The sequence below is a fragment of the Streptomyces oryzae genome (genome assembly GCF_017676365.1).
Classification (GTDB): domain Bacteria; phylum Actinomycetota; class Actinomycetes; order Streptomycetales; family Streptomycetaceae; genus Streptomyces; species Streptomyces oryzae.
In genome coordinates, this window is the sequence record NZ_JADKMA010000351.1 from 1 (window position 1) to 3233 (window position 3233).

Here is a 3233-nt window from a genome sequence, read left to right on the forward strand (position 1 = left end):
GTGCTGCGGCTGCGTGGGGCACCTGGGGGTGGCTGCGTCGGCAGCGCGCGGCGGAGGACTCCCGAAGCCCGGCGGAGCGGGCTGCCGAAGCCCAGCTTCCGCTCGCCGCCGAGCTGATGGCGGCATGCCTGGCGGCAGGCGCGGGTCCGGAGCGCGCGGCGGAGGCTGTCGGAGGCTCGCTGGGTGGGCCGTTGGGGCACCGGCTTGCCGGGGCCGCGACGGAGCTGCGGCTGGGTGCCGAACCCGCGCTGGTGTGGGGGAGGTTCGCGGAGCGGCCGTGGGGAGCGGAGTTCGCCCGGTGCATGGAGCGGGCCGGGGTTGCCGGGGTGCCGGCGGTGGAGTCCGTGACCCGGCTGGCCGCCGAACTGCGCTCCGGCCGGGCCCGGGCCGCCACAACCCGGGCGAGACGGGCAGCGGTGCTGGTCACCGGACCACTGGGGCTGTGTTTCCTGCCCGCGTTCCTGGCGGTCGGAGTCGTCCCGGTGCTGCTGGGGCTGGCGCGGTCGCTGTGGTGAGGCCGGACGATCCGGCTGGGAGAGCAACAGATGAAGTCAGGGAGGGACCTGCGGTGTTGGCGAGGGTGCGGCAGTTGTGGAAGAGGGCGTGGACGGTGCGGAGGTGCACCGGGGACAGGGGGATGAGTACGGCTGAGTACGCGATGGGCACGCTGGCGGCGGTCGCGTTGGCCGCGGTGCTCTACAAGGTCGTCAACAGCGGCCCGGTAGGAGCCGAGTTGCAGCGACTGATCGAACGGGCGCTCCGTGCGCCGTTCTGAGCGGATTGCGCGTGCGCGTGCGCGTGCGGGCGCTGGCGCCGGCGCGGGTGTGGACGTGGGTGCGGGTGCGGACGCGGAGGCCGGCCCGGGGCAGCCTCTGCCACAGCGCGGGTCGGTGGATGCGCGTGAGGACGCGGGGGGCCGCCTCGGCGGCGTGCGGCGGGACGTGGCCGGGGGCGTGCGTGGCGGACGGCTGCGGCGCGGCGATCCGAGCGCGGGCTATGTGACGGCGGAGGCAGCAGTCGTGATCCCGGCTCTGGTGTTGCTGGTGGCGGGCCTGTTGTGGGGGCTGATGGCGGCGGTGGCCCGGATCCAGTGTGTGGACGCCGCCCGGGCCGGGGCGCGCGCCGCGGCTCGCGGTGAGCCCGCGAGCGGGGTGGCACAGGCCGTGCGGTCCGCCGCGCCACCCGGCGCCCGGGTGGAGATGACGAGGGAGGGCGAACTGGTGAGGGTCGCGGTACGGGCGAGAACGGCCGGCCCGGGACCGCTGACAGTGGAGTTGCGGTCGGAGGCGGTCGCGTTGGACGAGAGGAGGGCAGTTGGTGACGGAGCTCCGTAGTGACCGGGGGTCGGCGTCGGTGTGGGCGGCGCTGAGCGTGGTGGTGCTGTGCGGGGTCTTCGCGTCGGTGCTCGGGTTCGGCCAGGCGGTCCACGTACGCCATCGGGCGGGCGCCGTCGCCGATCTGGCCGCCCTCGCGGCAGCCGACCGCGCCCTGGAGGGCCAGGCCCGCGCGTGTGCGGTGGCTCGCCGGGTGGCGCGGGCGCAGGGCGCACGGGTGGCCCGGTGTGCGGTCCGCGGCCAGATCGCGGACCTGGAGGCGGGGGTCCGCTGGGGCCCGTACTCCGCGCAGGTCAGAGCCCGTGCGGGGCCGCCGGAAGCGCTGTCAGACACGCTCCCCGATGGCCGGGCCGACGCCCCGCTCAGCGGCAGATTCGAGGGCAACCGGCGGTCTCTCCGGCAGCTCGCCCGACAGCCCGCTCGGTCCGGACGGCCGCGTCCGGCGGTGAAGGGCGCCAGAAGAGCGGTGAAGGGCTCCGGGTGCGGCGAAAGGCGCCCGGCGGATGGCGTGCCCGCGCCCAGGCCCGCGCCTAGGCCCGCGCCGAGGCCCGCGCACGGGGCGTCAGGCTGCGGAGCGGAGAAGTTCGGTGAGGAGGCGGATGGCGCCGCGTTTGTGCAGCGGGTCGTTGGCGTTGCCGCACTTGGGGGACTGGATGCAGGAGGGGCAGCCTGCCTCGCACTCGCAGGCGGCGATGGCGTCGCGGGTGGCGGTCAGCCAGGCCCGGGCGGTGTGGAAGGCCCGCTCAGCGAAGCCGGCCCCGCCGGGCTGGCCGTCGTACACGAAGACGGTGGGAAGGAGGGTGTCGGGATGCAGCGCGATGGAGACGCCGCCGATGTCCCAGCGGTCACAGGTGGCGAACAGCGGCAGCATGCCGATCGCGGCGTGTTCCGCGGCGTGCAGCGAGCCCGCGAGGATCTCCGGGTTGATGCGGGCGGCGTCGAGCTGGTCCTCGGTGACGGTCCACCACACGGCGCGGGTGCGCAGGGTGCGGGGCGGAAGGTCCAGCTTGGTCTCGCCGAGGACTTCGCCGGTGATCAGACGGCGGCGCAGATAGGAGACGACCTGGTTGGTGACCTCCACGGAGCCGAAGCACAGCCGCGCCTCGCCCCAGGGGACCTCGGCGTCGGTCTCCAGTACGGCGAGCGAGGTGGTGTCGCGAGCCATCGTCGTCCACGGCGGGCTGGCTTCCTCGACAAGCGCGGCGGAGTCCTCCAGGTCGAGCTGTCGCACCACATAGGTGCGCCCCTGGTGCAGATGGACCGCGCCCTCGTGGACGGTGGTGTGTGCGGCACCGGCATCGACGGTGCCCAGCAGCCGGCCCGTGCCCGCCTCCACCACCTGCACCGGTTTTCCGCCGCTGCCGCGGATGTCGGTCAGATCGGCGGCGCGCTCCTTGCGGGTCCAGTGCCAGCCGGAGTTGCGGCGGCGGAGCAGCTTGCGCTTTTCGAGTTTGCTCAGCAGCTGCGGGGTCTCGGGACCGAAGAGGGCGAAGTCGGCCTCGGTGAGCGGGATCTCGGCTGCGGCTGCGCACAGGTGGGGGGCCAGGACATAGGGGTTGTGCGGGTCCAGGACGGTGGACTCGACCGGGGTGTGGAAGACGGAATCGGGGTGGTGGACGAGATAGGTGTCCAGCGGCTCGTCCCGGGCGATCATGATGGCCAGCGCGCCCTGCCCGGCCCGTCCCGCGCGGCCGGCCTGTTGCCAGAGGGAGGCCCGGGTGCCGGGATAGCCGGTGATGAGGACGGCGTCCAGCCCCGAGATGTCGATGCCGAGTTCCAGGGCGTTCGTGGCGGCGAGCCCCAGCAGCTCACCGGTGTGCAGGGCTCGCTCGAGGGCGCGCCGTTCCTCGGGCAGATAGCCGCCACGGTAGGCGGCGATCCGCCCGGACAGCCCACTCC

The 3233-nt window shown here is 74.4% G+C and carries 4 protein-coding genes and 1 pseudogene; 4 read left to right on the forward strand and 1 reads right to left on the reverse strand.

The window, feature by feature from the left end; translation table 11 throughout:
* The 4 genes and pseudogenes from ITI46_RS33835 to ITI46_RS35320 all read left to right on the forward strand — a co-directional run.
* Positions 1 to 515 (forward strand): type II secretion system F family protein (locus ITI46_RS33835; protein WP_209243786.1); only part of this gene is annotated, 515 nt, incomplete at its 5' end.
* A gap of 95 nt (positions 516 to 610) precedes the next feature.
* Entirely contained in the window at positions 611 to 775 is a 165-nt protein-coding gene (locus tag ITI46_RS33840; protein WP_307808430.1) for a DUF4244 domain-containing protein, read from the forward strand.
* A 115-nt stretch (positions 776 to 890) separates the two neighbouring features.
* On the forward strand, positions 891 to 1334 hold the full coding sequence (locus tag ITI46_RS33845) for a TadE family type IV pilus minor pilin (RefSeq protein ID WP_307808429.1): 444 nt from the start codon (positions 891 to 893) through the stop codon (positions 1332 to 1334).
* 43 nt (positions 1335 to 1377) lie between these two features.
* Positions 1378 to 1587 (forward strand): annotated as a pseudogene (locus ITI46_RS35320) (Rv3654c family TadE-like protein); the annotation flags it as partial.
* A 309-nt stretch (positions 1588 to 1896) separates the two neighbouring features.
* Here ITI46_RS35320 and ITI46_RS33855 read toward each other — a convergent pair.
* Positions 1897 to 3233, reverse strand: a 1337-nt coding sequence (locus ITI46_RS33855; protein ID WP_209243788.1) for a Zn-binding domain-containing protein, incomplete at its 5' end; no start/stop codon positions are given.